General features: G+C 72.1%; 27 protein-coding genes and 2 pseudogenes. 15 read left to right on the top strand and 14 right to left on the bottom strand.

From position 1 onward, the window contains the following. The 4 genes and pseudogenes from N790_RS09535 to N790_RS09550 all read left to right on the top strand — a co-directional run. Positions 1–344 (top strand): annotated as a pseudogene (locus N790_RS09535) (efflux RND transporter periplasmic adaptor subunit); the annotation flags it as partial. Further along, positions 341–1,054 carry an ABC transporter ATP-binding protein gene (locus N790_RS09540; protein WP_043803653.1) on the top strand — a complete coding sequence of 238 codons (714 nt, stop codon included), beginning with the start codon at positions 341–343 and terminating at the stop codon, positions 1,052–1,054. The pseudogene N790_RS09535 and the gene N790_RS09540, both read left to right, overlap by 4 nt. Next, on the top strand, positions 1,051–2,322 hold the full coding sequence (locus N790_RS09545; protein ID WP_043803655.1) for an ABC transporter permease: 1,272 nt from the start codon (positions 1,051–1,053) through the stop codon (positions 2,320–2,322). The genes N790_RS09540 and N790_RS09545 overlap by 4 nt, the downstream gene beginning before the upstream one ends. A gap of 36 nt (positions 2,323–2,358) precedes the next feature. Then, the gene (locus N790_RS09550) at positions 2,359–3,345 is read left to right on the top strand and encodes an isoaspartyl peptidase/L-asparaginase family protein (RefSeq protein WP_043803656.1); all 987 of its coding nucleotides are present in this window, start codon (positions 2,359–2,361) and stop codon (positions 3,343–3,345) included. 68 nt (positions 3,346–3,413) lie between these two features. Here the strand turns inward: N790_RS09550 and N790_RS09555 are convergent, their stop codons facing one another. Beyond that, positions 3,414–4,430: a TIGR00266 family protein gene (locus tag N790_RS09555; RefSeq protein ID WP_043803658.1), complete on the bottom strand. Its 1,017-nt coding sequence runs from the start codon at positions 4,428–4,430 to the stop codon at positions 3,414–3,416. A gap of 29 nt (positions 4,431–4,459) precedes the next feature. Beyond that, positions 4,460–5,125, bottom strand: coding sequence for a DUF533 domain-containing protein (locus tag N790_RS09560; protein ID WP_052385840.1), 666 nt, complete (start codon positions 5,123–5,125; stop codon positions 4,460–4,462). A 139-nt stretch (positions 5,126–5,264) separates the two neighbouring features. Between N790_RS09560 and N790_RS09565 the strand changes: the two genes are divergently transcribed. The 6 genes from N790_RS09565 to N790_RS09590 are packed head-to-tail and all read left to right on the top strand — an operon-like array spanning position 5,265 to position 9,832. Beyond that, complete coding sequence (locus N790_RS09565; RefSeq protein WP_043803659.1) at positions 5,265–5,648, top strand: diacylglycerol kinase; 384 nt, start codon at positions 5,265–5,267, stop codon at positions 5,646–5,648. A 24-nt stretch (positions 5,649–5,672) separates the two neighbouring features. Beyond that, a complete protein-coding gene (locus tag N790_RS09570; RefSeq protein WP_245593769.1) occupies positions 5,673–6,386 on the top strand; it encodes a TerC family protein in 714 nt (237 codons plus the stop codon). Between the two features lie 17 nt (positions 6,387–6,403). Next, a complete protein-coding gene (locus N790_RS09575) occupies positions 6,404–7,606 on the top strand; it encodes a class I SAM-dependent rRNA methyltransferase (RefSeq protein ID WP_043803664.1) in 1,203 nt (400 codons plus the stop codon). Positions 7,607–7,638: 32 nt separating this feature from the next. Next, positions 7,639–8,532, top strand: a complete 894-nt coding sequence (gene lgt, locus N790_RS09580) for a prolipoprotein diacylglyceryl transferase (RefSeq protein WP_043803665.1) — start codon at positions 7,639–7,641, stop codon at positions 8,530–8,532. Continuing rightward, positions 8,532–9,326: a thymidylate synthase gene (locus tag N790_RS09585; protein WP_043803667.1), complete on the top strand. Its 795-nt coding sequence runs from the start codon at positions 8,532–8,534 to the stop codon at positions 9,324–9,326. Before lgt ends, N790_RS09585 begins: the two co-directional genes overlap by 1 nt. Before the next feature lie 14 nt (positions 9,327–9,340). After that, positions 9,341–9,832, top strand: a complete 492-nt coding sequence (locus N790_RS09590) for a dihydrofolate reductase (protein ID WP_043803696.1) — start codon at positions 9,341–9,343, stop codon at positions 9,830–9,832. Here N790_RS09590 and N790_RS09595 read toward each other — a convergent pair. The 10 genes from N790_RS09595 to N790_RS09640 form a co-directional block, all read right to left on the bottom strand. Next, positions 9,822–10,328, bottom strand: coding sequence for a hypothetical protein (locus tag N790_RS09595; protein ID WP_043803668.1), 507 nt, complete (start codon positions 10,326–10,328; stop codon positions 9,822–9,824). The genes N790_RS09590 and N790_RS09595 overlap by 11 nt on opposite strands. Positions 10,329–10,345: 17 nt before the next feature. Further along, entirely contained in the window at positions 10,346–11,191 is an 846-nt protein-coding gene (locus N790_RS09600) for a symmetrical bis(5'-nucleosyl)-tetraphosphatase (RefSeq protein WP_043803670.1), read from the bottom strand. Then, positions 11,191–11,571 (bottom strand): Co2+/Mg2+ efflux protein ApaG, encoded by a 381-nt coding sequence (gene apaG / locus N790_RS09605; RefSeq protein ID WP_043803672.1) that lies wholly within the window; start codon positions 11,569–11,571, stop codon positions 11,191–11,193. Before apaG ends, N790_RS09600 begins: the two co-directional genes overlap by 1 nt. 18 nt (positions 11,572–11,589) lie before the next feature. Then, positions 11,590–12,408 carry a 16S rRNA (adenine(1518)-N(6)/adenine(1519)-N(6))-dimethyltransferase RsmA gene (gene rsmA / locus N790_RS09610; protein WP_043803674.1) on the bottom strand — a complete coding sequence of 273 codons (819 nt, stop codon included), beginning with the start codon at positions 12,406–12,408 and terminating at the stop codon, positions 11,590–11,592. Next, positions 12,405–13,376 (bottom strand): 4-hydroxythreonine-4-phosphate dehydrogenase PdxA, encoded by a 972-nt coding sequence (gene pdxA / locus N790_RS09615; protein ID WP_043803675.1) that lies wholly within the window; start codon positions 13,374–13,376, stop codon positions 12,405–12,407. Before pdxA ends, rsmA begins: the two co-directional genes overlap by 4 nt. A 4-nt stretch (positions 13,377–13,380) precedes the next feature. Beyond that, positions 13,381–14,682 carry a peptidylprolyl isomerase gene (locus tag N790_RS09620; RefSeq protein WP_043803677.1) on the bottom strand — a complete coding sequence of 434 codons (1,302 nt, stop codon included), beginning with the start codon at positions 14,680–14,682 and terminating at the stop codon, positions 13,381–13,383. 28 nt (positions 14,683–14,710) lie between these two features. Beyond that, positions 14,711–16,921, bottom strand: coding sequence for an LPS assembly protein LptD (lptD, locus tag N790_RS09625; protein ID WP_043803697.1), 2,211 nt, complete (start codon positions 16,919–16,921; stop codon positions 14,711–14,713). An 85-nt stretch (positions 16,922–17,006) separates the two neighbouring features. Continuing rightward, positions 17,007–17,924, bottom strand: coding sequence for a histone deacetylase family protein (locus tag N790_RS09630; protein WP_043803679.1), 918 nt, complete (start codon positions 17,922–17,924; stop codon positions 17,007–17,009). Between the two features lie 2 nt (positions 17,925–17,926). After that, positions 17,927–18,481: a cob(I)yrinic acid a,c-diamide adenosyltransferase gene (locus N790_RS09635; protein ID WP_043803680.1), complete on the bottom strand. Its 555-nt coding sequence runs from the start codon at positions 18,479–18,481 to the stop codon at positions 17,927–17,929. A gap of 4 nt (positions 18,482–18,485) precedes the next feature. Further along, positions 18,486–19,076 (bottom strand): hypothetical protein, encoded by a 591-nt coding sequence (locus N790_RS09640; protein WP_043803682.1) that lies wholly within the window; start codon positions 19,074–19,076, stop codon positions 18,486–18,488. A gap of 88 nt (positions 19,077–19,164) precedes the next feature. Here N790_RS09640 and ubiH point away from each other — a divergent pair, with 88 nt between their 5' ends. Further along, a complete protein-coding gene (gene ubiH, locus N790_RS09645) occupies positions 19,165–20,376 on the top strand; it encodes a 2-octaprenyl-6-methoxyphenyl hydroxylase (protein ID WP_043803683.1) in 1,212 nt (403 codons plus the stop codon). Then, a complete protein-coding gene (locus N790_RS09650) occupies positions 20,373–21,554 on the top strand; it encodes an FAD-dependent oxidoreductase (protein WP_043803685.1) in 1,182 nt (393 codons plus the stop codon). The genes ubiH and N790_RS09650 overlap by 4 nt, the downstream gene beginning before the upstream one ends. A gap of 4 nt (positions 21,555–21,558) precedes the next feature. On the opposite strand, the gene thpR is transcribed toward N790_RS09650, so the two are convergent. Next, entirely contained in the window at positions 21,559–22,092 is a 534-nt protein-coding gene (gene thpR, locus N790_RS15665) for an RNA 2',3'-cyclic phosphodiesterase (protein WP_084062823.1), read from the bottom strand. A gap of 28 nt (positions 22,093–22,120) precedes the next feature. Beyond that, complete coding sequence (locus tag N790_RS09660) at positions 22,121–23,620, bottom strand: aminotransferase class III-fold pyridoxal phosphate-dependent enzyme (protein ID WP_043803689.1); 1,500 nt, start codon at positions 23,618–23,620, stop codon at positions 22,121–22,123. Between the two features lie 231 nt (positions 23,621–23,851). Here N790_RS09660 and N790_RS09665 point away from each other — a divergent pair, with 231 nt between their 5' ends. The 3 genes and pseudogenes from N790_RS09665 to N790_RS16780 all read left to right on the top strand — a co-directional run. Beyond that, positions 23,852–24,766 (top strand): ABC transporter ATP-binding protein, encoded by a 915-nt coding sequence (locus N790_RS09665; RefSeq protein WP_043803690.1) that lies wholly within the window; start codon positions 23,852–23,854, stop codon positions 24,764–24,766. Continuing rightward, positions 24,763–25,536 carry an ABC transporter permease gene (locus N790_RS09670; protein ID WP_043803692.1) on the top strand — a complete coding sequence of 258 codons (774 nt, stop codon included), beginning with the start codon at positions 24,763–24,765 and terminating at the stop codon, positions 25,534–25,536. The genes N790_RS09665 and N790_RS09670 overlap by 4 nt, the downstream gene beginning before the upstream one ends. A gap of 3 nt (positions 25,537–25,539) precedes the next feature. Further along, positions 25,540–26,073 (top strand): annotated as a pseudogene (locus tag N790_RS16780) (hypothetical protein); the annotation flags it as partial.

The following is a 26,073-nucleotide window of genomic DNA, read 5'->3' on the forward strand; positions in this document are numbered from 1 at the left end:
CCGCGCGCGCGGCCGGTGCGCAGGGTGGACCCACGATGGGCGGCAACGGCGGCGGCACCGCCGGCGCGCCTTCCGCCGAGGCGATGCGCGCACGCATGGCCGAAGCGCTGGCGCGCAGCTTCTCGGAATTCCGCGACAGCCTCGACGCCGGCCAGCGCGAACGCTGGGACGCCGGCCTGCGCACGCTCGCCACCGCGCGCCGCGGCCAGCTGTGGGTGCTGGTGGACGGCAAGCCCCAGCCCGTGCCGGTGCGCCTGGGCGTGTCCGACGGCACCGTCACCGAAGTCTCGGGCGTGGAGGAAGGCCAGCAGGTGGTGACCGGCCAGGAACGCCCGGCGCAATGAGCCCGCGCCCGCCGCTCATCGAGACCCGCGCGCTCGGCAAGGTCTATTCCCCGGGCACGCCCGCCGAAGTGGTGGCGCTGCGCGGCGTCGACCTGCGGGTCGAACACGGCGAGTTCCTGGCCATCATGGGCGCCTCGGGCTCGGGCAAGTCGACGATGATGAACCTCATCGGCTGCCTCGATACGCCCAGCTCCGGCACCTACCTGTGCGACGGCGTGGACGTGGCCAGCCTCGACGCCGCCGGCCGCGCCAGGCTTCGGCTGGAGAAGATCGGCTTCGTGTTCCAGGGCTTTAACCTGCTCTCGCGCCAGACCGCGCTGGAGAACGTGATGATGCCGCTGGTCTACGCCGGCGTGCCGGTGGCCGAACGCGAACCGCGCGCGCGCGAGGCCCTCGCCCAGGTGGGCCTGTCCGACCGCGCCGGGCACAAGCCCAGCGAATTGTCCGGCGGCCAGCAGCAGCGCGTGGCCATCGCCCGCGCGCTGATCAACCAGCCGCCCCTGCTGCTCGCCGACGAACCCACGGGCGCGCTCGATTCGCGCACCAGCGAGGAGATTATGGCGCTGTTCGAGCGCCTGCAGGCCGGCGGCCGCACCATCATCATCATCACCCACGAACAGCCGGTGGCCGACCACGCCGACCGCATCGTGGTGATGCACGACGGCGAACTGCACGAACAGGGGTGGCAGGCCCCGGGGAAGGGAAAATGACGCTCTCCGACGTGATGCGTTCCGCGGTGTTCTCGCTGCGCGGCAACTGGCTGCGCAGCATCCTGACCGCGCTCGGCGTGATCATCGGCATCGCCGCGGTCATCGTGATGGTGTCGGTGGGCCAGGGCACGCAGGCCGAGCTCGACCAGATGATCTCGCGCCTGGGCTCGAACCGGCTCGAGGTGTTCGGCGGCTCCGCGCGCGGTCCCGCGCGCGGCGGCGCCGGCAGCGAGGCCAGCCTCACCGACGGCGACGCGCGCGCCATACGCGACGAGATCGCCGAGGTGCAGTACGTCGCCACCTCGGTCTCCGGCGGCGGCCAGGTGGTGTACGCCGAGAGCAACTGGTCCACCCGCTGGGAAGGCGTGAACGCCGATTATTTCCCGGTCAACGACTGGCAGCTGGCGCTGGGCGAGGGCTTCACGCCGCGCGACTACAGCGCCGCCAGCAAGGTGGTGATCCTGGGCGAGACGGTGCGGCGGGAGCTGTTCGGCGACGCCGACCCCATCGGCGCCACCCTCCGCATGGGGCGCGTGCCGCTGCGCGTGGTGGGCGTGCTCGAGGCCAAGGGCCAGGGCAACTGGGGCCAGGACAGCGACGACCTCCTGCTGGTGCCGCTGGAAACCGGCCGGCGCCGGCTGGCGACCGCCGCGGCCGCGGTGGCGGCGAACGTGTCCGGGGCCGCGCTGGCGCCGCGCCGCGCCGACGTGGTGCAGCGCATCTCGGTGGGCGTCGGCCGCGCCGAGGACCTGGCCTTCGTCGAGGAAGAGCTCAACGCCCTGCTGCGCCAGCGCCACCGCATCGCGCCCGGCGCGGAAGACGACTTCGCCGTGCGCAACATCGCCGAGATCGTCAGCACCCGCACCCAGACCACGCGCCTGATGTCGCTGCTGCTGGGCGCGGTGGCCAGCATTTCGCTCATCGTCGGCGGCATCGGCATCATGAACATCATGCTGGTGTCGGTCACCGAACGCATCCGCGAGATCGGCCTGCGCATGGCCGTGGGCGCAGGGCCGCGCGAGATCCAGCAACAGTTCCTGGCCGAGGCCATGCTGATTTCGCTGGGCGGCGGCGCCATCGGCATCGCGCTGGGCGTGGCCGGCGCGCTGCTGGCCAGCAAGTTCGGCGCGCTGCCGGTGCAGCTGGACCTGCAGGTGGTGGGCATGGCCACCGGTTTTTCGGTCGCCACCGGCCTGTTCTTCGGCTATTACCCGGCCCGCAAGGCCGCCCGGCTCGATCCCATCGAGGCGCTGCGCCACCAGGGGTAGACTGGGGCCTGGTTTCCCGTCGAGGTCGTCCACGCCATGATCCGTCCGCTGCTGTTGGCCCTTGGAATCGCCGCCATGCCCGTCGCCGCCGCCGAACCGCCCACCGCGCTCGTCATCCACGGCGGCGCCGGCGTGATCGAACGCGCGTCGCTGTCGCCGGAAGACGAAAAGACCGTGCGCGCCGAACTCGACCGCGCCCTCGACGCCGGCCACGCCGTGCTGCGCGACGGCGGCAGCGCGCTCGACGCGGTCAGCGCGGCGGTGTTGGTGCTGGAAGAGTCGCCTTGGTTCAACGCCGGCAAGGGCGCCGTGTTCAACGCCGAGGGCGGCCACGAGCTGGACGCCGCCATCATGGAAGGCCACACCCGCCGCGCCGGCGCGGTGGCCGGCGTGCGCACCGTGCGCAACCCGGTCAAGCTGGCGCGCGCGGTGATGGAACATTCGCCGCACGTGATGCTCGCCGCCGGCGGCGCCGAGAAATTCGCCGACGGCCGCCCCGAGATCGAACGGGTGGCGCCGGACTGGTTCGACACGCCGCACCGCCGCAAGCAGCTCGAAGAGGCGCAGCGGCGCGAGCTGGCCGGCCACGCCGCCGCGCCCGGCACCTATTTCGGCACGGTGGGCGCGGTGGCGCTGGACAAGCAGGGCCGCATCGCCGCGGCCACTTCCACCGGCGGCATGACCAACAAGCGATGGGGCCGCATCGGCGACGCGCCCATCATCGGCGCCGGCACCTGGGCCGACGAAGGCTGCGGCGTGTCGGGCACCGGCTGGGGCGAGTTCTACATCCGCTCGGCGGCTGCGCACGACATCTGCGCGCGCGTGTCCTACCGCGGCGACGCGCTGGCGGTGGCCGCGGAGGAAGTGATCAACGGCATCGTGCCGAAGCTGGGCGGCGACGGCGGCGCCATCGCGCTCGACCGCCACGGCAACATCGCCATGCCCTTCAACACCTCGGGCATGTACCGCGGCTGGGTCAAGCCCGACGGCAGCCGCGGCACCGCCATCTTCCGCGGCGAATAACCCGAACGTACCGAACCAGGTTCAAGCGAATGAACCTGGTTCGATAGAAGCAACCGAGTACGTTGGGCTCAGAATCCGCGGTCGCCCGAGAGGATGCCGCCGAGCCCGCCGAGCACCGAGCCTTCGTCGCGGCTGCCGCCCTTCTGGTAGGCGGCGCTGAGCATGCGGCCCGCGAGGCGCGAGAACGGCAGCGACTGGATCCAGACCTTGCCCGGGCCGGTCAGGGTGGCCAGGAATACGCCTTCGCCGCCGAACAGCATCGACTTCACGCCGCCGACCGGCTTGATGTCGAAGTTCACCGTGCTGGTCATGGCCACCACGCAGCCGGTGTCCACGTCCAGGCGCTCGCCCGGGCGCAGCTCGCGCTCGACGATGGTGCCGCCGGCGTGCACGAAAACCAGGCCGTCGCCGGTGAGCTTCTGCATGATGAAGCCTTCACCGCCGAACAGCGCCGTCATCACCTTCTTCTGGAAGAACAGGCCGATCTGCACGCCGCGCGCGGCGCACAGGAAGCTGTCCTTCTGGGCGATGATGGTGCCGCCGTAGTTCGACAGCGTCATCGGCACGATGGTGCCGGGGTAGGGCGCCGCGAACGCGACCTTGGCCTTGCCGCTGCCGCCGGCGTGCGAGAACACCGTGGTGAACAGGCTCTCGCCGGTGACCAGGCGCTTGCCCGCGCCGACCAGCTTGTCCATGAAGCCGCCCGTGCTGGCGGCGCCGTCGCCGAACACGGTCTCCATGTTGACGACCGAATCCTTGTACATCATCGAACCCGCCTCGGCGACCGCGCTTTCGCCCGGGTCGAGCTCGATCTCGACGAACTGCATGTCCTCGCCGTAGATCTTGTAGTCGATCACGTCGCTGCGCTGGCCACCGGCCATGGCGGCCGGCGGCGGCACCGGGACCGGCATGCCGCCCGGCGCCGATTCGGCGCGCAGCTCGGCGCAGGCGCTGATGGGGATCCACTCGGCGAACCCCTGGCGCCAGCAGTGGCCGCCCGGGTTGGCGGCCGCCTGGGCGACGGCGGCGGCGTGGTCGAGCGGGCCCATCTGCTGGCCGTTGTAGCTGAGGTACCACTGGTGCATGGCGAACTCCGTGGGGGGGCGGTGGAAGGTCAGGCGGCGTCCACGCCGAGCTGGGCGTGGATGTCGCGGCGGGCGCCGTCGTCGAGCTGCAGCTGGCCGGCGAGGCGGTCGAGGAAGGCGCGCTCCTCGGGGGTGTCGGCGGTGATGGCGATCAGCGCGGCGGCGTAGGTTTCCGGGCGCAGCTGCGCGGGCGTGCGCACCACCAGCTGTTCGAGCGTGAAGGGCGCGCGGATCTCGGCGTCCAGCGCCTCGATTTCCTCGGCGTCCAGGCCGGCCTCGCGGGCGCGGCCGAGGATGGCCTCGCGCTCCTGCGCGTCCATCAGGCCGTCGGCATGGGCGGCGGTGATCATGGCGCGCAGCAGGTGCATGGCCTGCTCGGTGCGTACTGCCACCTGGGCCACCGGCATCGGCGGGGGCGGCGGCACCGCGGCGGCGGCCGGCGGCGGCGGGGGCATGGCCGCCCCGGGGCCGGCCATCGGCTGCGGCGCGGCGCCGGGCTTGTTGCTGTAGTGCTCGAAGGCGGCCATGGCCACGCCCAGCAGGCCCAGGCCCAGTTGCGCCTTGGTGCCGGTGGACATGCCGCCCATCATCCCGCCCAGGCCGGAGGCCTTGCCGCGCTTGCGCTTGTGGCCGCCCAGCTGGCCGCCCAGGGCCTGGCCCATCAGTTGTCCCAGCAGGCGTTCGGCGTTGAACATGCACGGCTCCTTGGTGTGTGCCCCGATTGTGGGAATGGTGGGGCGGGCGGCCCCAGTGCACAAGGTCAGGGGCCGCGATACCGGGCGGGAGTATGAGGTGTGGCAGAATGGCGCCCTTCCAAGGTTTCACGCGCCCTCCATGGCCGACAGTTCCGGCACCCACGCTCCGCGCAGTCCGTTCCGCGTCTGGCAGGCCTTCCTGTGGTCCATGCAGGGCCTGCGCGCGACCTGGGACGTGGAGTCGGCCTTCCGCCTCGAGGTCTACCTGTTCCTGGTGCTGGCGCCGCTGGGCCTGTGGCTGGGCGCCGACGGCGTCGAGCGGGCCCTGCTGGTGGCGCCGCTGCTGGGCGTGCTGGTGGTCGAGGTGCTCAATTCGGCGGTCGAGGCGGTCGTGGACCGCTGGGGCCCCGAGCACCACGAGCTGGCCGGCCGCGCCAAGGACATGGGTTCGGCGGCGGTGTTCCTGGCCGACATGAACGTCTTGCTTTGCTGGGGCCTGGTCCTTGGCCCCCGCTACTTCTGACCGGGATCTTCTTCGATGGAATGGATGTTCAGCACTGAAATCTGGGTCGCGCTGCTGACCCTGGCCACGCTCGAGATCGTGCTGGGCATCGACAACCTGGTCTTCATCTCGATCGCCGTCAGCCGGCTGCCGCCCGAACAGCGCCCGCGCGCGCGCAAGTTCGGCCTGGCCCTGGCCTGCGTCACCCGCATCCTGCTGCTGCTCTCGCTGGCCTTCCTGGCCAGCATGCAGAACAACCTGTTCTCGCTGTTCGGCATGGACTTCTCCGTGCGCGACCTGGTGCTGATCGCCGGCGGCCTGTTCCTGCTGGTCAAGGGCACCATGGAAATCCACGACTCGGTCGAAGGCCGCGGCGAGGAAGAGGACATCGGCACCAAGCCCTCGGCCGTGTTCGGCTACGTCATCGCCCAGATCGCCATCATCGACATCGTGTTCTCGCTCGACTCGGTGATCACCGCGGTGGGCATGGTGGACAACCGCTGGGTGATGGTCGCGGCCATCCTGATGGCGGTGGCGGTGATGCTGTTCGCGGCCAACCCGATCGGCGACTTCATCGACCGGCACCCGACCGTGAAGATGCTGGCGCTGAGCTTCATCATCCTGGTGGGCGTGGCGCTGATCGCCGACGGCTTCGATTTCCACATCGACCGCAAGTTCCTGTACTTCGCGATGGCCTTCTCGGCCGGCGTTGAGACGCTCAACATCCTGTCCAAGCGCAAACAAAGGCGGCCGGGCTGAGCCCGGGCCCGCGCGCCATGGCGGACACGCCCGACTACCCGGCCCTGGTGCTGCGCCGCGGCGAGGAACGCCGCCTGCGCGCCGGCCACCTGTGGGTCTTCAGCAATGAAGTGGACGTGGCGCGCACGCCGCTCACCGCGTTCACGCCGGGCCAGCCCGTCTGGATCGTCGACGCCGCCGGCAAGCCGCTGGGCACCGGCTACGTCAACCCGTCCACGCTCATCGCCGCCCGCCTGGTCGACCGCGCCGGCCACGCGCTCGACCGCTCGCTGGTGGTGCACCGGCTGAAGGTGGCGCTGGCGCTGCGCGAGCGCCTCTACCCCGAGCCCTGGTACCGCCTGGTGTTCGGCGAGAGCGACGGCCTGCCGGGCCTCACCGTCGAGCGCTTCGGCGACGTGGTCGTGGCCCAGGCCACCACCGCCGGCATGGACCGCCTGCGCGACGAAGTCACCGCCGCCCTCCTGAAGGTGCTGTCGCCCGCCGCGCTTCTGTGGAAGAACGACAGCGGCGCCCGCGCCATCGAAGGCCTGGGCGAATCGGTGGAGCTGGTGCACGGCCGGCTCGACGGGCCCACCGTGGCCCGCGAGGGCGGCCTGGAATTCCTGTGCGACCTGCGCGAAGGCCAGAAGACCGGCTGGTTCTACGACCAGCGCGCCAACCGCGACCGCCTGGCGCCCTACGTGAAGGGCGCGCGCGTGCTCGACGTGTTCAGCTACCTGGGCGGCTGGGGCCTGCGCGCCGCCGGCTTCGGCGCGGCGGAGGTGGACTGCGTGGACGTCTCGGCCCGCGCCGTGGACGGCATCCGCGCCAACATCGCCCGCAACGGCTTCGGCGACCGGGCCCGGGCGCACGCGGCCGACGCCTTCGAGTTCCTGCGCGCGGCCCGCGCCGAGCGCCGCAAGTGGGACGTGGTCATCCTCGACCCGCCGGCCTTCGTGAAGCGCAAGAAGGACCTCAAGGAAGGCAGCCTGGCCTACCGGCGCCTCAACGAACTGGGCATGCAGGTGCTCGAGCGCGACGGCATCCTGGTCACCTGTTCCTGCAGCCACCACATGCCGCGCGAGCTGCTGGTGGACGGCCTTCAGGCCGGCGCCCGGCACCTGGACCGCCAGGTGCAGCTGCTCGAGCCGCTGTCGCAGTCGCCGGACCACCCGGTGCATCCGGCCATCCCGGAAACCGATTACCTCAAGGGCGTCGTCGCCCGCGTGCTGCCGGCCTAGCCGGGGCGGGGCGGGGGCGGCAAACTAGCGGCATGACCTTCCTGCACGACATCGACCCGCTGGCCGTTTCGCTCCCGTTCTGGCCGCACGGCATCCACTGGTACGGGCTGATGTACGCCCTGGCCTTCTTCGTGGCCTGGCGGCTGGGGCGCATGCGCGTCCGCGCCGGGCGCCTGCCGGGCGTGAACGACGAGGGCTTCGACGACCTGCTCTTCTACGGCATGCTCGGCGTGGTGCTGGGCGGGCGCATCGGCTACGTGCTGTTCTACGCCTTCGACGGCTTCCTGGCCGACCCGCTGATGCTGCTCCGGGTCAACGAGGGGGGCATGAGCTTCCACGGCGGCCTGCTGGGCGTGATGGCCGCGGCGGCCTGGTGGACGCGCAAGCACCGGCTGCATTATTTCGACACCATGGATTTCGTGGCGCCGCTGGTGCCCGCGGGCCTGGGCTTCGGGCGGCTGGGCAACTTCATCGGCGGCGAATTGTGGGGCAAGCCCACCGACGGCAGCTGGGGCGTGGTGTTCCCGTCCAGCCTGCCGGCCGAATACGCCGCGCTGCCGGCCGAACAGCTGCGCGCGCTGCACGCCAGCGGCGCGCTCGACGGTTTCGCGCGACATCCTTCGCAGCTCTACCAGGCCTTCCTCGAGGGCGCGGTGATGCTGGTGGCGCTGCTGTGGTTCTCGCGCAAGCCGCGGCCGCGTTACGCGGTGTCGGGGCTGTTCGCGCTGCTCTACGGCCTGTTCCGGTTCGCGGTGGAGTTCGTGCGCGAACCCGACGCGCACCTGGGCTACCTGGCCTTCGGCTGGCTGACGATGGGCCAGCTGCTGTCGCTGCCGCTGGTGGCGCTGGGCCTGTTCCTGCTGTGGCTGTCGCGGCGTTCGCCCACGCTGGCGCCCGCGCCCGTGGCCGCCCCGGAGAAAACCTGATGCGCCAGTACCTCGACCTGCTCGGCCACGTGCTCGAACACGGCACGCACAAGGCCGACCGCACCGGCACCGGCACCCGTTCGGTATTCGGCTGGCAGATGCGCTTCGACCTTTCCGAAGGTTTCCCGCTGGTCACCACCAAGAAGCTGCACCTGCGCTCGATCATCCACGAGCTGCTGTGGTTCATCCGCGGCGAGACCAACATCGGCTACCTGCGCGAGAACAAGGTCAGCATCTGGGACGAGTGGGCCGACGAAAACGGCGAACTCGGCCCCGTGTACGGCAAGCAGTGGCGGCGCTGGACCGGCTCCGACGGCCGCGAGGTGGACCAGCTGCGCTGGGTGGTGGACGAAATCCAGCGCAACCCGGATTCGCGCCGCCTCATCGTCAGCGCCTGGAACGTGGCCGAGCTTCCGCAGATGGCGCTGATGCCCTGCCACACGCTGTTCCAGTTCTACGTGGCCGACGGCAAGCTCAGCTGCCAGCTCTACCAGCGTTCGGCCGACATCTTCCTGGGCGTGCCGTTCAACATCGCCAGCTACGCGCTGCTCACCCACATGGTGGCGCGCCACTGCGGCCTGGGCGTGGGTGATTTCGTGCACACGCTGGGCGACGCGCACCTGTACAGCAACCACGTGGAGCAGGCGCGCGAGCAGCTGTCGCGCCCGCCGCGGCCGCTGCCGAAGCTGGTGCTGGCGCCGGAGGCGCGCGACCTGTTCGCGATGCGCTACGAGGACATCGCCATCGAAGGCTACGACCCGCACCCGGCCATCAAGGCGCCGGTGGCGGTGTGAGCGCGGCGCCGGTGCTGCGCCTGGTGGCGGCGCTCGACCGCGCGCGTGGCATCGGCCGCGGCAACGAACTGCCCTGGCGCCTGCCCGACGACCTGCAGCGCTTCAAGGCGCTGACGCTGGGCAAACCACTGCTGATGGGCCGGCGCACCGCCGAATCACTGGGCCGCGCCCTGCCGGGCCGGCGCAACCTGGTGCTCACGCGTTCGAACCAGGTTCCATTCGCGGGCATGGAAGCCGTGGCCTCGCTGGACGAGGCGCTGGCGCTGGCCGGCGGCGCCGACCTGATGGTGATCGGCGGCGGCGAGGTGTATGCGCTGGCGCTGCCGCGCGCGAGCCACCTGCACCTGACCCACGTGGACACCGTGGTCGCCGACGCCGATGCGTTTTTCCCGGCCTTCGACCCGGCGCAGTTCGAGGTACTGTCGCGCGAGCCGCGGCCCGCCGACGCGCGCCACGCGGTCGCCTTCGAATTCGTCGATTACCGCCGCCGCGGGTTTACTGGCTGACGTAATCCGGCGCGCCTTCGAGGCCGAAGTGGCGCAGGGCGCGCAGGTCGTTCTCGAGTTCGACGTAGCGCGCGGCCTTGGCCACCGGCATGCCGGCGCGGTTGAGGCGGCCGAAGGTGGCCTCGAGCAGCTCGGCCTCGTCGGTGTCGAGCGCGAGCAGGTCTTCGGCCAGGTCGGCGCGGTCGCCGTCGTCGAATTCGTTCGCCGCCACCTGCTCGTCGCGCTCGCGCAGCAGTTCGGCGCGGCGCTCCGCGAGGTCGGCGAGCGCGGCCTGGTGGGCGTCGTACAGCGGCCAGAACGTGGCCGCCTCCTCGGGCGTCAGCGACAGCTGGCGGGCGATGAAGATCTGCTTGCCCGGGGCCACGGCCTGCTGCAGCGCCTGCACCCGGGCCACCGCGCGCTGGTCGCGCCCGGCGCGGTCGGCGTCCTGGGCCAGGGCGGTGCCGGCGAAGGCCAGCGCGGTGGCCAGGGCCAGCGTGGTCAGGGATCGGGTCATGGCAGTCCTCCTGTTCATCAGTCGTCGCCGCGGGGCGCGTTGTCGGGCGGGTCGCGGCCGGGCACCTGGTGCAGGCGCAGCTCGGGACCCAGTTCCATCGCGGTGAGTTTGCCGCCCCAGACCGCGCCGGTGTCGATGGCGTACACGCCCAGGCCCATGAACAGGCCCAGCGTGGACCAGTGGCCGAACACCACCGGCAGTTCGCGCGGCGCATGCCCGGGCACTTCGTACCAAGGGTACATGCCCGGCTTCTGGGTGCCCGGGCGGCCCTTGTCCTCGAAGCCGATGCGGCCGCCGGGCGTGCAGTAACGCAGGCGCGTGAAGACGTTGATGATGGCGCGGTGGCGGTCGACGCCGGTGAGCTTGGGCGACCAGGCCGGCTTGTCGCCGTACATGTTCTTCACCAGCTTGAAGAAGCCGTCGCCGCGCAGTTTTTCCTCGACCTCGCGGGCGCGCGCCTCGGCCAGCGTGATCGTCCACTTCGGCGCCAGGCCGGCGTGCACCATGGCGAAGCCGAGCGTGCGGTCGACGTGGAAGAGCTTCTGCTGGCGCAGCCAGCCGATGAGCTGGGCCGAATCCTCGGCGAACAGCACGCGCTGCAGGTCGGGGTTGACCTTGCGCTGGTCGGCCTCGCGGCGGGTGGAGATGGCCAGCAGCGACAGGTCGTGGTTGCCCAGCACGATGGTGCTGTGGATGGCCAGCGAGTGGACCAGGCGCAGGGTTTCCAGCGACTGGCCGCCGCGGTTGACCAGGTCGCCGCAGAACCACAGGCGATCCACCGCCGGGTCGAAGCGGATCTTCTCGAGCAACCTTTGCAGCGCGTCGTAGCAGCCCTGGACGTCGCCGATGGCGTAGGTGGCCATCAGTGCAGGGTCCGCGGGATGGATAGGGTGAAGGGGTCGATCATGGCGTCGAAGCGGGTGCCGTCGTCGGCCAGCATCTGGTAGCTGCCGTGCATGGTGCCCAGCGGCGTTTCCAGCACGGCGCCCGAGGTGTACTCGAAGCTCTCGCCCGGGCGCAGCCAGGGCTGTTCGCCCACCACGCCCTCGCCGCGCACCTCCTGCACCTTGCCGTTGGCGTCGGTGATGACCCAGTGGCGGCTGATCAGGCGCGCGGGCACCTCGCCCGTGTTCCGGATCTGGATGGTGTAGGCGAAGACGTAGCGGTCGTCCTCGGGGATCGACTGGTCATCGAGGAACCGGGTGGCGACCACGACCTGGATGGCGTGCAGGGGCGTGTCCATGCCGCCATTCTACGCGTCTCAGGCCGCGGGGGGCAGCGCCGCGAGGTGGTTCGCCAAATGCTTGAATTCAGCCACTTCCAGCTGTTCCGCGCGGGCGTCGGGGCGCAGGCCCGCGGCTTCGATGTCGGCGCCCGAGCAAACCTGCTGCAGCGCGTTGCGCAGGGTCTTGCGGCGCTGGCCGAAGGCATCGCGCACCACGCGCTCGAACAGCGCCGGGTCGCTGATGCCCACCTCGGCCGACGGCAGCGGCACCAGCCGCACCACGGCCGAGTCCACCTTCGGCGGCGGCCGGAAGGCGCCGGGCGGCACGTCGAACAGCGACGTGACGGTGCAATAGGCCTGCAGCATCACGCTCAGGCGCCCGAACACCTTGCTGCCGGGGCCGGCGGCCATGCGGTCCACCACTTCCTTCTGCAGCATGAAGTGCATGTCGCGCACCGCCGCGGCGTGCTCGAGCGCGTGGAACAGGATGGGCGAGGAGATGTTGTAGGGCAGGTTTCCGACCAGGCGGATCTGCCGCCCATGGTGCTGGCCGTCGTCGGCCGCCAGCTTGCTGAAATCCACCTGCAGCACGTCCTTGTGGATCACCGTCAGGCGGCCCACGCCTTCGCTGGCTTCCATCAGCGGCGTGATCAGGTCGCGGTCGAACTCGATCACCGTCAGTTCGCCATGCCGGCGCAGCAGAGGGAAGGTGATGGCGCCCTGGCCCGGGCCGATTTCCACCAGGCGGTCGCCCGGCTGCGGGTCCACCGCCAGCACGATCATGTCGATGTAGCGGCGGTCGGTGAGGAAATGCTGGCCGAGGTTCTTCTTCGGCGGTGCCTTGAAATGGCTCACGTGGGGATCCTCCGGGCGGCCAGCGTGGTGCACAGCGCCACCGCGGCGTAAAGGCTGGACGGGTCGGCGGTGCCGCGGCCGGCCAGTTCCAGCGCCGTGCCGTGGTCCACCGCGACCCGCGGGTAGGGCAGGCCGAGCGTGATGTTCACCGCCTGCTCGAAGCCGGCGTGCTTGAGCACGGGCAGGCCCTGGTCGTGGTACATGGCCAGCACCGCGTCGAAGCCCGCCAGTTTCGCCGGCAGGAAGGCGGTGTCGGCCGGCAGCGGGCCCACCAGGTCCAGGCCTTCGGCGCGCAGCGACTGCAGGCAGGGGATGATGACGTCGATCTCCTCGCGGCCCAGGTGGCCGTCCTCGCCCGCGTGCGGGTTCAGGCCCAGCACGGCGATGCGCGGGGCGGCGATGCCGAAGTCGCGGCGCAGCGAGGCGTGGGTGATGCGCAGCACGCGCGCCAGGCCCTGGCCGGTGATGGCGTCGGGCACGGCGCGCAGGGGCAGGTGGGTGGTGGCCAGGGCGACGCGCAGGGTGGGGTTGGCCAGCATCATCACCACGTCCACGCCGGCCTGGCGGGCCAGCAGTTCGGTGGTGCCGGTGTAGGCGATGCCCGCCGCGTTGACCACGGCCTTGTGCACGGGGCCGGTGACCAGGCCCTGGCAGTCGCCCGACAGGCAGGCGGCCGCGGCGGCTTCCAGCGCGCCGATCACGGCCGGGGCGTTGGCGGGGTCGGGCTGGCCGAAAACCACCGGCCGCGATTGCGGCACGGGCCGGATGGCCAGCTCGCCGGGACCGGTGGCCTGGCCGGGTTCACGCAGCGACAGGGGCAGGCCCAGCGCCCGGGCGGCGGCCTGCAGGGTGCCGGGGTCGGCGTAGGCGATCAGCTCGGCCTGGCGCTCGCGCTGCGCCAGGCGCACGCACAGCTCGGGCCCGATGCCGGCCGGCTCACCCGGGACCAGGGCCAGCCGCGGTCGCATCGGCTCAGGAAGCCGACAGGCGGCTCTCGACGTAGGCTTCCGAGCGCAGCTGGCGCAGGAAGCGCTCGAACTCTTCCTCGGCCTTGCGCTGGGCGATGATCTCGCGCGCCTGGTTGCGGCGGTTCTGCTCGGTCACGTCCTGCTCGCGAACGCCCAGGCGCTTGATGATGTGCCAGCCGGCGTCGCTCTGGAACGGGCGGGAGACCTGGCCGTCCTGGAGCGCCGCGAGCTGCGAGCCCACCGCCGTGCCCCAGGCGTTCAACTGGAACCAGCCCATGTCGCCGCCGTCGTTGCGGCTCAGGGTGTCGTCGGAATTCTCGCGGGCGAGCTTGGCGAAGTCTTCGCCGGCCTGGATGCGCGCATACAGGTCCTCGGCCTTCTGGCGGGCCGCTTCGGCCGGCAGGGTCGGGGTGACGCGGATCATGATGCCCTGGGCGTTGTACTCGGTCAGGGTCTGGCGGCCCTGTTCGCGGGTCTCGACCAGCTGGATCAGCTGGTAGCCGCTGGGGCCGCGCACGGGTTCGCTGATCTGGCCCGGCTGCATCTGCTGGATCAGGCCGACGAAGGCCGGCGGGATCGCGTCGAGCGCGCGCCAGCCGATATCGCCGCCCTCGAGCGCGTTCTGCGCGTCGGAGTAGCGGATGGCCGCGGCGCGGAAGTCGAGCTCGCCGCGTTCGATCACGGCCTTGATGTCGCGCGCCTTCTTCTGCGCCAGCGCCACCTCGTCGGGCGAGGCGCCCTCGGGCAGGGCCACCACGATGTTGGCCAGGCGCACTTCCGGGCCGCCGATCTCACGCACGGCCAGCAGCTGGTCGATCTCGGCCTCGCTGACCTGCACGCGGCTCTGCACGTAACGCTGGCGCAGGCGCTCGATCAGCAGCTCATCGCGCAGGCTGGCGCGGAATTCCTCGTAGCTCAGGCCGTCGGCGGCCAGGCGCTGGCGCAGCTGGTCCTGGGTCATGCGGTTGCGCGAGGCGACGGTTTCGATGGCCTGGGCCAGTTCGCCGTCGCTGACGCGGATGCCGGAATCGCGGGCGCGGGTGAGCTGGATGCGGGCCAGCACCAGGCGGTCGAGCACCTGGCGCTCGAGCACGTCGCGCGGCGGCAGCTGTTCCGGCGTGTTGGCGTACTGGGCGGTGATGTTGTTCACGGCGCGGTCGAGTTCGCTGCGCAGGATCACGTCCTCGTCCACGACGGCGACGATGCCGTCCACCGCGGTGGTGGCCTGGGCCAGCGCATGGCCGGGGGCCAGGGCGGCGGACAGGGCCAGCAGGACGGCGAGGACGGGGGTGAAGGCGTTCTTCATGCGGTTTGCGGCTCCGGCGCCACGTTTTTCAGCGGGAATAATCAAGAATAGCATCATCGAGCAGGCGGGCCGTGCTGCGGCCGAAGCTGCCGACGCCGTTCAATTCCAGCTCAAGATAGATGCCCGTGTTCTGCTCGCCGCTGAACTCGCGGACGTAGCGGCGGCCGAGCACGCGGACCGCCACGCAGCAGCTCTTCCACTCCACGCCGGCCAGGGCCTCGAGGCTCCGGTTGTCGCGCAGGGAGTAGTTCCAGCGGCCCAGCAGGCGCCAGTTGGCGCGGATGGGCAGGGCGAAGGACAGGTCGGTCTGCTCGAGCAGGCCGGCGCGGTAGCGGTAGGCGGCATTGAGCACGCCGGCGTCGCCGAAGCGCCACTGGCTGCGGATGGCCGAGAGGGTGGTGCGGTCGCTGTCCGGGTCCCACTGCTGGGCCAGGCCCAGGCTCCAGCGCGGGCTGAGCGACAGGCTGGCCTCGGCCACCCAGGCCGAACCGTCGTCGGACAGGGGCGGCGCGCCCGGCACGGTGACGCGCGGCGCCTCGAAATAATGGATGCGGCCCAGGCCCACGCTGAGCAGTTCGCGGCCGTCGCCGCCGTCGAGCACCCGGCTGGTCAGGGCGATCGTCACCTGGTCGGCGTCGCCCTGGCGGTCGGCGCCGCCGAAGCGGTTGTCGCGGAACAGGCCGGGCCAGGAGAAGGTGAGTGGCTGGGTGTCGAACAGCGGCAGGTCGTCCTGGTCGCGGTAGGGCACGTTCAGGTAGTACAGGCGCGGTTCCAGCGTCTGCAGGTAGTTGCCGCCGCCGAGCTCGAAGCCGCGCTCGAAGAAGGCGCCCATGTCCAGGCTCATCACCGGCAGGCTGCGGCTGGGGGCATCGTCGCCGCCCGGCGGCACCAGGTTGTCGTCGAGCGAATAGGCGGTGTAGCGCCAGGCCAGCTGCGGCGTGGCGAACCAGGCGGCGCCGCCGAAGGGCAGGCGCACGAACGGCCGCAGGTCGACGCGGTTGCCGCCGTCGCGGCCGGCGCCCTGGAAACGCACGGCCTCGGCGTCCACGCCCAGTTCCAGCCAGTTCGCGAACGGCCGCACCCACTGCGCGCGCGCCGTCGGCAGGCGGCGGTAGGGTTCGCTGCCCTCGAGCAGCAGCGGGCTGGCGATCTGCCAGTCCTGCGCCGTCAGGCTGGCGCTCCAGCCGAGGCCGCGGCCGTAAAGGCCCATCGCGCTTTCGACCAGGGAAATGGACGCGGTGGCCAGCGAGTCGCCGAAGTCGGCGAAGTATTCGTCGTCGCTGACGTGGTTGAGGTCGGCGGCGAAGTACCAGTGCGGCGAGAGGGTTTCGAAGTGGCGCCAGCGCGCCAGCCCGCGGTCGCGGTTGGCCAGGTCGTCGTCGGGCAGCCAGGTGGCTTCCAGCGTGCCGGCGCGGGTGCGGCCGAGGTAGCGGAATTCGCCGCCCAGCATCAGGCCGCGTTCGGCCAGCCAGCGCGGCTGCAGGGTGGCGTCGTAGTTCGGCGCCAGGTTCAGGTAGATGGGCTGTTCGTATTCGAAGCCGTTGCGGTCGTCGTAGCCCAGGGTCGGGGCCAGCAGGCCGGTGCGGCGGCGGTCGTCGGTGGGGAAGGCGATCCAGGGCAGCCACAGCAGCGGCACGCCGCCGACCCGCAGGGTGGCGTTGCGCGCGGTGCCCATGCCGCTTTCCTGGTCCACGACGATGCGCGAGGCGGCGAATTCCCACTGGCGCTGGTCGGGCGGGCAGGTGGAATAGGTGCCGCCCGAGAGCGTGCCTTCCTGGCCGCGCAGCAGCACGTCGTCGGCGCGGCCGTTGCCGGCTTCGCCGTTGAACTGGTACCGCACGCCGCGCAGGCGCAGCTCGTCGGCCTTCTGGTCGCCCTCGGCCTTTTCGGCCAGCAGGCGCAGGCTGCGGTCCTGGTAGGTGACCGGGCCCTCGGTGGCGAAGCGCTCGGTGTCGTGTTCGAAGGTGAGCTTGTCGGTGCCCAGCCACTGGTCGGCGCGCTGCAGTTCGACCTTGCCGGTGAGCACGGTCACGTCCTGCTTGGAGACGTCCAGGTGTTCGGCGCTGATGTCGGTGCTGGCGCCCTCGCGCTTCGGCGGCGCCGCGTCGAGCGGGCGGTACAGCGGCAGGGTGCTGGCGGCGGGGCAGCGTTCCCATCCGGGGGCCGCGGTGTCCTCGGCGCGGGCGGCGCAGGCCATGGCCAGGCAGAGCGGAAGCAGGCGAAGGGCTGGGCGGCGCACGGCGACATCCGGGGAAAAGACGGGATAGCTTGGCCCATGCAGGCGGGGCGGGGCAACACGGCCCGCGCGGGGGCCGGCCCCGGGCTCAGGCGGCGTCGCGCAGGCCGTGCAGGTGCGCCACGCTGCAGGCGCGCAGCGCCGACAGGCTGTAGCCGCCTTCCAGCATCGAAACCACCCGGCCCTGGCCGTGGCGGCCGGCCAGCGCGGCCAGCTCATGGCTGATCCAGCGGTAGTCCTCGGATTCCAGTGACAGGTCGGCGAGCGGGTCGAGGCGGTGGCCGTCGAAGCCGGCCGACACCAGCAGCAGCTGCGGCTTGAAGGCCTCCAGTTCCGGCAGCAGGGTGTCGCGCCAGGCCGCGCGGAAGGCTTCGCCGCCCGAGCCCGGCGGCAGCGTGGCATTGGCCAGGTTGCCGACGCCGCGTTCGCCCGGCAGTCCGGTGTGCGGGTACAGCGGCGCCTGGTGCGAACTGACGTACATCACGCGCGGGTCGCCGGCGAAGATGTCCTGGCTGCCGTTGCCATGGTGCACGTCGAAGTCGGCGATGGCGACGCGGTGAAGCCCGTGCGCGTGCACCGCATGCGCCGCGGCCACCGCGATGGAATTGAACAGGCAAAAGCCCATGGCCGTGCCGGCAGTGGCGTGGTGGCCGGGCGGGCGCACCGCGCAGAAGGCCTGCCGGGCTTCGCCGGCCATCAGCGCGTCCACCGCGGCGATGCCGGCGCCGGCGGCGCGCAGGGCGGCCTGGGCCGAGCCGGGCGACATGGCGGTGTCGTCGTCGAGCCGGCGCACGTCCTCGGATTCGATGTCGAGCACCGATGACACCAGCGCCTTGTCGTGCACGCGCAGCAGCGCTTCGCGGGTGGCGGCCGGCGCCTCGCGCCAGGCCAGCTGCGGGAAGGCCGCGCGCACCGCGTGCAGCACGGCTTCGAGCCGCGCCGGACTTTCCGGGTGTCCCGGGCCGGGGTCGTGCGCGAGGCAGGCCGGGTGCGTGTAAAGCAGCACGCTCAGCCTTTGCGGCGCTCGTGGTTCCAGAGCACCTCGCCGTGGCCGCTGGCGCGGGCCAGCACGCGGGCGACCACGAACAGCAGGTCGGACAGGCGGTTGAGGAAGCGGATGGCTTCCGGGCGCACCGCGTCGTGGTGCGAGAGCGTCACCACCTCGCGCTCGGCGCGGCGGCAGATGGTGCGCGCCAGGTGGCAGTGCGCCGCCGCCAGGCCGCCGCCGGGCAGGATGAAGTCCTTGAGCGGCGGCAGGTCGGCGTTGAAATGGTCGAGCTGGTCCTCGAGCCGCTGGATGTCGGCGTCGCCGATGGCGGCGTGGCCGGGGATGCAGAGCTCGCCGCCGAGGTCGAACATCTGGTGCTGCACCGACACCAGCACGGTGCGCACCTGCTCGGGGATGTCGCAGGCCAGCACGAGGCCGATGGCCGAATTGGCCTCGTCCACGGTGCCGTAGGCGGTGACGCGGGCGGAATCCTTGGCGACGCGGGAGCCGTCCCCGAGGCCCGTGCTGCCGTCGTCGCCGGTGCGCGTGTAGATCTTCGACAGGCGGTTGCCCATGGGCTCAGCGCCCGGCGTCGCGGGCGGCCGCCGGCGCGGCGCGGTGCACCAGCAGCACGAGCGCGTGCACGACGGCGGCGAGGCCGACGTAGAGCGCGGTGGTGCCCAGGTAGGGCAGGAACCAGTCGGCGTAGTTCTTCGCCCAGCCGGCCACGGTGGGCGCGGCGACGCTGCTGCTGAACCAGTAGAAGCCGCCCTGCGCGAACAGGTGGCACAGCGCCACGCCGCCCAGCAGCGCCGGCGCGAGGCCGCCCAGCTGGCGCAGCGGGCGGTCCTGGCCGAAGCGGGCCAGGCCCGCGCCCGCCGCCCACAGCGCGAAGTGCGCCGGCAGCAGGAACCAGTAACCCGGCGACACGCAGTAGTGGCTCCAGAAGCTCAGGCCCGAGCCGGTGATGACCACGTAGTCGACCGCCACGGCCAGCACCATCAGCGCCGGGAAGGCCCAGCGCACGCTGCCGGCCAGGTAGAAGCCGGCGAGCAGGAACACCGCCCACGACGCATCCGGCACGGCGCCGAAATGATTCAGGCGGGTCGCGGCCATCAGGACGGCGAGGGCGGCGAACAGGGCCAGGCGCGGGCGGCGGGTCAGGGTCATGGTCAGGCTTCCGGAAGGCAGGTGGTCATTTTAGCGGAACTGTACCCCGGCTGCGCCGGCCGGTGGGCACGGCGCGTATCATGGGCACATGGCCAGTGAAGACGGCTTCGATTACGACATCCTCGTCCTGGGCGGCGGCCTGGTCGGCAATTCGCTGGCCTGCGCGCTCGATGGCCGCGGGCTGCGGCTGGGCCTGGTCGAGGCCAGCGCGCCGCAGGCCGGCGCGCCGGGTTTCGACGAGCGCAAGCTCGCGCTCGCCGCCGCCAGCCTCAATGCGCTGGGCGCGCTCGGCGTACTGCCGCGCCTGGCCACGCCACCGGCGCCGATCCGCCGCATCCACGTCAGCCGCGCCGGCGATTTCGGCTCCGTGCGGCTGGAAGCCAGCGACTTCGGACGCGATGCCTTCGGCGGCGTCGTGCTGGCGCGTGAACTTGGCCAGGCGCTGGAGGCGCGGGTGGCCGACGTGGCCGGCCTGCAGCGCCACCGCCCCGCGAAGGTGGTGGCGGTGCAGCCGGACGGGGACGGGCCGCGCGTGCGCATCGAAGGCGGATCGGGTGTGCGCGAATTGCGCGCGCGCCTGCTGGTCGCCGCCGACGGCACCCGTTCGCTGGCCCGCACCGCCTTCGGCATCGGCACCGACGAACACGATTACGGCCAGACGCTGGTCGTCTGCAGCCTGGCTACCGACCGCGCGCCCGACGGCACCGCCTTCGAACGCTTCAGCGCGCAGGGTCCGGTGGCGCTGCTGCCGATGGCCGGTGGCCATTACGGCGCCATCTGCGGCGTGGCGCGCGCGGACGCCGACGCCGTGCTGGCGCTGTCCGACGCCGCCTATGCCGACTATTTCCAGCAGCGCTTCGGCTGGCGCGCCGGGCGCGTGCGCCGGGTCGGCGCGCGAAGTGCCTATCCGCTCGTGCGCGTGGTGGCGGAACGCCTGGTGGCGCCGCGCTTCGTGCTGATGGGCAACGCCGCGCAGTCGATCCACCCGATCGGCGCGCAGGGCTTCAACCTGGGCCTGCGCGACGCCCTCACGCTGGCCGAACAGCTGCGCGGCGACGATCCCGGCGCGCCGTCGCTGCTCGCCGCTTACGCCGACGCGCGCCGCGAGGACCGCGAGCGCACGCTGGCCTTCAGCGACGGCCTCGCCCGCGCCACCGCCAACGAGACCTTCCCCATGCACGTGCTTCGTTCCTTCGGCCTGCTCGCGCTGGGCCAGCTGCCCGGCCTGGCCGCGCCGCTGGCGGCCGGCGCCATGGGCTTCCGCGGCCAGGTGCCGGCGCTGTCGCGGGGGCGCGCATGAGCCGCCGCCACGCCTACGACCTGGTGGTGGTTGGTGCCGGCGTGGTCGGCAGCGCCGCCGCGCTGGCCGCGGCGCGCGACGGCCTGCAGGTGGCCCTGGTCGAAGCGCACGCGCCCAAGGCCTGGCGGGCGGACGAACCCGACCTGCGCGTCTACGCCTTCGCGCCCGACAACGCCGCGTTGCTCGCCGACCTCGGCACATGGAACGCCGTGCGCGAGGCGCGCGCCTGGCCCTACCGCCGCATGTGCGTGTGGGACGCGGCCGGCGGCGGCGAGCTGTGTTTCGACGCCGATGCGCTGGGCCGCACCGAGCTGGGCCACATCGTCGAAAACGGCCTGCTGGTGGACCGGCTCTGGACGGGTTGTATGCGCGAAGCCGGCATCACCCTGTTCTGTCCCGAGAAGGTGGTGGCCATCACCCAGGACGCGCAGCATGCGACGGTGGAACTCGCCGGCGGCCAGCACCTGCGCGCGAAGCTGGTGCTCGGCGCGGATGGCGCGGCTTCGAAGGTGCGCCAGCTCGCCGGCCTCGACGCCGACGGCCACGACTATGGCCAGCGCGGCCTGGTGGCCTTCGTGGAAACCGAACTGCCGCACCAGGACACCGCCTGGCAGCGTTTCCTGCCCACCGGCCCGCTGGCTTTCCTGCCGTTTGCCGACGGCCGCTGCTCGATCGTCTGGAGCCTGCCCGAAGCCGAAGCGCAGCGCCTGCTGGCCGCCGACGACGCCAGCTTCCTGCGCGAACTCACCCGCGCCTTCGACGCGCGCCTGGGCGAAGTGCGTTCGGTGTCGGCGCGCGCGGCGTTCCCGCTGCGCCGGCAGCTGGCGAAGGACTACGTGGCCGGCCGCATCGTGCTGGCCGGCGACGCCGCGCACGTGGTGCACCCGCTGGCGGGGCAGGGCGTGAACCTGGGCCTGCGCGACGTGTCCGCGCTGCGCGCCGAATGGCGGCGCGCCACCGCGCACGGCGCCGACATCGCCAGCCCGCACCGGCTGGCGCGCTGGGCGCGCGGCCGGCGCAGCGACAACACCGTGGCCGCGTATTCGTTCGAAGCCATCAACCGCGCCTTCAGCAACGACGCGATGCTGCCCACGCTGCTGCGCGGGCACGTCCTGGGCCTGGCCGGGAAGCTGCCGCCGGTGGCGCGGCTGCTGTGGAAGCGCGCGGCCGGCGGCTAGGCCTTCAGCCGGCCGCGGCGAGCGGCCAGGTGGCCAGCACGTCGTAGGCGAAGCCGCCGCGCAGGTCGCTGCGCAGCAGGTGGAAGTCGCGCACGGGCCAGCGTACCGCCGGCGACAGCGGCGTGTCGGGCCAGGGCGGTTTCGCGCCGCGCAGCACGGTGACGTGCGGCACGCGTTCGCGCGCGGCGCGTACCGGCACGGCTTCGGCGGCCAGTTCGCGTTCCAGCCCGTCCCACAGCGCATGCAGGCCCGGCGGCGCCAAGGTGCAGCCGAGGAAGCCGGGCGCGGTGGCGATCGGGAAACCACCGGCGCGGTCGAGCACCAGGTCGAAGGCGGGCGCGTGCACGCGCGTGGCCGCGCGGCAAGCCGCCGCGACGACGACGCCGCAATCGGCCGGGTATTCGCCCAGGAAGGGCAGGGTCAGGTGGTAGCGCTGCGGCGGGATGCGCCGGCCGCCGCCGAGCCTGGGTTCCAGGCCGTGGGCGGCGGCGGCGATGGCCCCGCGCGTGGCCGCGTCGGGCCACAGCGCGAAAAACAGACGGAAGCGCGCGGCGTCCGTGCGGGCCTCAGGCGGCTTCGGCCTGGCTCTTGCGCGGGCCGTGAAGCAGGGCGTGGCGGATGTGCTCGATCACCAGGTCCACTTCCTCGCTGGTGACGGCGAAGTGCGGGGTGAAGCGCAGCGAGTTGGCGCCGCCGTGGATCACGCCCAGGCCGCGCTCGCGCATGTATTCCTCGGTCGAACCGGTGCCGTAGCACTTGAAGTCGTCCGAGAGCTCGCAGGAGAACAGCAGGCCGGTGCCCTGGACCTTGGTGATCAGGCCGCCGAGTTCGCCCTTGAGCTTCTCGAGCTTGTCGATGAACTCGCGGCCGCGCTCGCGGATGTTGGCGCGCAGGGCCGGGGTGAGCTGGCCGAGCACGGTGGCGGCGATGTCGAGCGCGCGCGGGTTGGCGGTCATGGTGTTGCCGTAGGTGCCCTTTCGGTACAGGCCTTCGGCGCGGGCGTTCACCGCCAGCACGCTGAGCGGGTACTGGCCGCCGTTGAGCGCCTTGGAATAGGTCTCCATGTCCGGCGCCTCCAGGCCTTCGAAGCCCGGGTAGTCCACCACCGACAGCGTGCCGTGGGCGCGCAGGCCGGCCTGGATGGAATCGACCAGCAGCAGGGTGCCGTGGGCCTTGGTGAGCTCGCGCGCGGCGGCGTAGAACTCCGGCGGCACCGCGCGGCCCGGGTCGCCTTCGCCCATCACCGGCTCGAGGAACATGGCCTCGATGTACCAGCCGTTGGCATCGGCGTCGGCGAAGGCCTGCTTCAGGCCCTCGACCGAATACGGCTCGATGGTGACCAGCTGGCTGTCGTGGTGGCGGTAGCTGGCCAGGTGCTGCAGGTAGGTCTTGCGCGAGGAGTCGGAATACAGCGCCGGCAGCTCGGTGCGGCCGTGGAAGGCGCCCTTCACGGCGATGCGCTTGACCTTCTTGCCGGCGTGGCGGCCGCCGGCGTCGGTGTGCAGCTTGGTGTTCACGTCGGCGATGCGGCCGGCCAGCGACACCGATTCCGAGCCCGAGTTCAGGCACATGAACTTGGTGTAGGGGCAACCGCCGCGGCTGTGGCCGATCTCGGCGCGCAGCGCGCGAACCACGCGCAGCTGCGACAGGCTCGGGGTCATGATGTTGGCCATCACCTGCGGCTTGGCCATGGTGGCCAGCACGGCTTCCGGCGTGTGGCCGAAGCCGAGCATGCCGTAGCCGCCCGAATCGTGCAGCACGGCGCCCTTGAGCGTGACCACCCAGGGGCCGCGCGCGGCGAGCGCCACGTACGGGTTCACGTTGTCGCCGGCGTAGAAGTTCACGAAGCCCGACTGCACGGCGTCCATCTGCGCCTGCTCGTCGAGGTCGAGCAGGTCGGCGAACTCGCCGCGGATGGCGTGGTACTGCTCGGCCGCGGCCTGGGCGGCGGCGACCAGCTCGGGGAAGCGGGCGGCGAGGCGCGTGAGCGTGGCGTCGTCGAGGCCACGGGTGCGGACGGTGCCGGCATGGCTGCGCAGCGGCTTGAGGATCTCGATCACGTTCATGCGGTTCTCCGGACCCAAAACAAAACGCGAGGAGGGCCCTCGCGCGTCGGGTCTTGCGTTGAAAATCAAAGACTTGTGGCCGATGTTACCACCCCGCCCGGGGCGGCGTAACCCCCGGGCGTTTGAATCGGGCGTGCCGTGGGTGACAGCTGTCATGGCCACCGGGTGACGGCCTCCACTGCCGGGGCGGGGCGGCCGGGGCGGACAGTGGCGGCACCCGAGGAGATGCCCATGAACCGAAGCCCCAACCGCGACATCCCGCTGGCCGCCCTGCGCGGCGCCAGCAAGCGCTACGGCGCGCTCACCGCGCTCGCCGGCGTGGACCTGGAGGTCCGCGCCGGCGAAGTGGTGGCCGTGCTGGGCGCCAATGGCGCCGGCAAGACCACCGCGCTGGGCCTGCTGACCGGCCGGATCGGCCCCGATGCCGGCCAGGCCAGCCTGTTCGGCGCCGACCCGCGTGACCCGGCCGTGCGCCGCGGCATCGGCGTGATGCTGCAGTCCGCCGGGCTGCACGACACCGTGCGCGTGGCCGAACACGTGCGGCTGTTTTCCAGCTACTACCCGGCGCCGCGGCCGCTGGACGAGACCCTGGCCCTGGCCGGCCTGTCGGAGCTGGCGCGCCGGCCTTACGGCGCGCTGTCGGGCGGCCAGCAGCGCCGCGTGCAGTTCGCGCTGGCGATCTGCGGCCGGCCGCCGCTGCTGTTCGTGGACGAACCCACGGTGGGCCTGGACGTCGAGGCGCGGCGTGCGTTCTGGCAGGTACTGCGCCAGCTGCGCGACGAGGGCACGGCCATCGTGCTCACCACGCACTACCTGGAGGAGGCCGATGCGCTGGCCGACCGCGTGGTGCTCATGGCCAGCGGCCGCGTGCTGGCGGAAGACACGCCCGCCGGCCTGAAGGCGCGTGCCGCCGGGCGCCGCGTGCTGGCCCGCACCGGCCTGCCTGCCGCCGCCGTGGCGGCCTGGCCGGAAGTGCGCCGCGTGGAAGACCGCGATGGCCGGCTCGACGTCGCCAGCCACGACGTCGAAGCCCTGCTGCGCCGCTGGCTGGCCGCCGACGCCGGCCTGCGTGAACTGGAGGTGCGGCCGATGAGCCTCGAGGACGCCTTCCTCACCCTGACCACCCGCGAGGAGATCCGCGCATGACCACGCAAACCCTGCCGGCCACCGCCGCCCCGTCCTGGCTGCGCCTGCACGCGCTCGAGGCCTGGTTCGAATTCCTGCGCGTGCTGCGCACCCCGGCCTTCGCGCTGCCGACCCTGTGTTTCCCGGTGGTGTTCTACTTGGTGTTTGGCATCGTGGTGCCGGGCGACTGGGGCAGCGTGCACAAGGCGTCCTACCTGATGGCCACCTACGGCGCCTTCGGCGTGATGGGGCCGGCGCTGTTCGGCTTCGGCGTCGGGCTGGCGCTGGAGCGCAAGCAGGGGCTGCTGGAACTCAAGCGGGTGTCGCCGATGCCGGCCTCGGCCTATTTCCTGGCCAAGATCGCGATGAGCGTGGCGTTTGCGTTCGTGGTGGTGGCGCTGCTGGCGGCGGTGGGCGTGGGCCTGGGCGACGTGTCGCTGCCGGCCGCGGCCTGGGCCCAGCTGCTGGCGGTGCTGATGCTGGGCACGCTGCCGTTCTGCGCCATCGGCCTGTTCATCGGCACGATGGCCAAGGGCGAGGCGGCGGTGGCCATCGTGAACCTGGTCTACCTGCCGATGTCGCTGCTGGGCGGGCTGTGGTTGCCGCTGAAGGTGTTCCCGGCGGCCGTGCAGTCGATGGCCGTCGCCTTGCCGTCCTGGCACCTGGGCCAGATGGCGCTGGGCGCGGTGGGGCAGGTGCAGGGCGTGCCTTTCGGCCTGCACGCCGCGGCGCTGGGCGCGACGACGCTGCTGTTCCTCGCCCTGGCCGCGCTGCGGCTGCGCCGGGAGTAAGCCATGGCGAAGCTCTGGACGGTGGTGGTGGCCAGTGCGCTCGTGCTCGCGGCGCTGGCGTGGACGTTCGCGGGCGGCGTGGCGGGTTCGCCCGTCGCCGCGGCGGCACCCGCCGGGCTGCTGGTGCGCGACGTGCAGGTGTTCGATGGCGAAACCCTGCTGCCGCGCACCTCGGTGCGGGTGCGCGACGGGCTAGTCGAGGCGATCGGCCCGGGCCTGGAGGCCCCGGCGGGTTACGAGGTCGTGGACGGCCGCGGCGGCACGCTGATGCCGGGCCTGATCGACGCGCACACGCATGTCTTCGGCGACGCGCGCCGGGATGCGCCGCGCTTCGGCGTGACCACGCTGGTGGACATGTTCAGCGACCCGGCCGGCTTGCCGGCGGCCCGGCGCGAACGCGACTCGACCGCCGCGACCGATCGCGCCGACCTGTGGTCCGCGGGTCGCCTGGCCACCGCGCCCGGCGGGCACGGCACCCAGTTCGGCATCGAGGTGCATCCGCTCGCGGGCCCGGCCGACGCGCCGGCCTGGGTGGCG

It is taken from the genome of Arenimonas malthae CC-JY-1, assembly GCF_000747075.1.
Lineage (GTDB): Bacteria > Pseudomonadota > Gammaproteobacteria > Xanthomonadales > Xanthomonadaceae > Arenimonas > Arenimonas malthae.